Source organism: Agrobacterium tumefaciens str. B6, from assembly GCF_001541315.1.
In the GTDB taxonomy this organism is placed as follows: domain Bacteria; phylum Pseudomonadota; class Alphaproteobacteria; order Rhizobiales; family Rhizobiaceae; genus Agrobacterium; species Agrobacterium radiobacter.
This window is the reverse complement of the sequence record NZ_LMVK01000035.1, coordinates 1-1730: the sequence shown is the minus strand read 5'-3', so window position 1 is coordinate 1730 and position 1730 is coordinate 1. Positions and strand designations below refer to the sequence as shown.

The 1730-nt window shown below is 61.6% G+C and carries 1 protein-coding gene and 1 pseudogene; both read right to left on the bottom strand.

The window, feature by feature from the left end; genetic code table 11:
• Positions 1-114 (bottom strand): annotated as a pseudogene (locus tag ASB65_RS28990) (IS21-like element helper ATPase IstB); the annotation flags it as partial.
• Between the two features lies 1 nt (position 115).
• Positions 116-1615, bottom strand: a complete 1500-nt coding sequence (istA, locus tag ASB65_RS21005) for an IS21 family transposase (RefSeq protein WP_060725266.1) — start codon at positions 1613-1615, stop codon at positions 116-118.
• Between the last annotated feature and the right edge of the window lie 115 nt (positions 1616-1730).

The following is a 1730-nucleotide window of genomic DNA, read 5'->3' as shown; positions in this document are numbered from 1 at the left end:
GCGCGGCGGTTCGTGCTGCCGCTTGATGCCGGAGGCCATGATCTCGTCATAGGCGCTGCGCATACCAAATAGCTTCAGCGTGCCCATCATGTCGAGGATTTGGGATCGTTCCATATCAGCTTGCCCTCCTGAGGCTGTCGTAACGGGCGCAATCGGCCAGAGGCTCGTGGGTCAGGCGAAGCGCATCGGGAATGGAAAGGATGGCGGCCGGCTGCGGGTCACGCTTGCGGGCCAGGATGTTGATGATGACGGCAGCCGAGAATACGCCCTGATCGAGCGCCTCCTGGCAGGCCGCTTCGACGGCGGGGAGCCCGTCCAGGCCCACACATTCGAGGATCGACACCATCTGCCGGTCGCCGTCATGCATGGCCTTCAGCCGGCGGCGCACCTTCTCCATGGCGGCGGGCAAAACCCAGTCGTGGAATGGCGCACCGTTGCGCAGCGCTCCCGGTTTGCGGGTCAGGACCGGCACGTAATGCCAGGGATTATAGATCGTCTCGCCACGGCCGAAGCAGCGTTCGTGCTGGCCGATCTCCACGCCATCCTGCCGGATGACGATGCGATCGGCATAGGCATGTATCTCGGCCGGGCGGCCGACTGCCGTGGACAGCACCGAGTATTTGTTGTTGTCGAAACGCACCAGGCAGGTCTTGCCGATCGAGGCCTGCACTGCGTGGAAGCCGTCGAACTTGCCGGGATAGCCGACCAGGTGCGGCCGTTCCGCATCGAACACCTCCCAGATCGTGCGCTCCGTTTGATCGACATGCTTATGGGCGCGGGCATAGCTGATGCATTTGTCCAGCAACCAGCCATTCAGCTCATCGTAGGATTTGAAGCGCAGCCGCGGCGTGAAGAAGCGTTCCCGCACCAGATTGACCTGGTTCTCGACCTGCCCCTTCTCCCAGCCCGACGCCGGCGTGCAGGCCACCGGCTCGATCAGGTAATGGCTGCACATCTGCAGGAAGCGGCGATTGTACTGCCGTTCCTTGCCGACGAAGACCGTCTCTACCGCGGTCTTCATGTTATCGTAGATGCCGCGCGTGCAGGCCCCGCCGAAGAACGCGAATGCCCGGTCATGGGCATCGAAGACCATCTCCTGCGTCTCGCGCGGATAGGCTCTCACATACATCATCCGGCTGTGGCAGAGCCGGACATGCGCCACCTTTACCGTCGTCGTCACGCCGTTCAGCACGACGATCTCGTGGCTCCAGTCAAACTGGTAGGCCTCGCCCGGCGCATAATAGAGCGGCACGTAGGCTTCCGCCGTAACCGAGCCGCGTTCCTTCGCCCAGGTTCGGGCGTAGCGCCGGACTGTGTCGTAACCGCCCGCGTAGCCGAGGTCGCGCAAGTCCTCGAATATCCGGATCAGTGTCAGCCGTTCGCGAGAGGATTTGGCCGCATTGGCGAGCAGCATTCCATCGAGCTGATCGCGCCAGGGGCCGAGCTTCGGCTGAGGTTGACGGGTCCGCTCGTATTTGAACTCCGTCTCATCGCTGCGCAGAACCTTCCGCACCACTTTCCGCGATATACCAAGCTCCCGGCAGATCGCCTTGATCGTCTTGCCCTGAACATGGGCCAGCCGTCTTATCTTCAGAATTGTTTCCACAATAAGCATCCAAATAAAAAGCCTCCGATGAAACCGGAGGCTGTTGTAACCCCATCGCAGATGGGGGTCCCGTTTGGACGCCGATCACCCCATGTGCGGGGTCCTTATTCCATGCTTAATCACA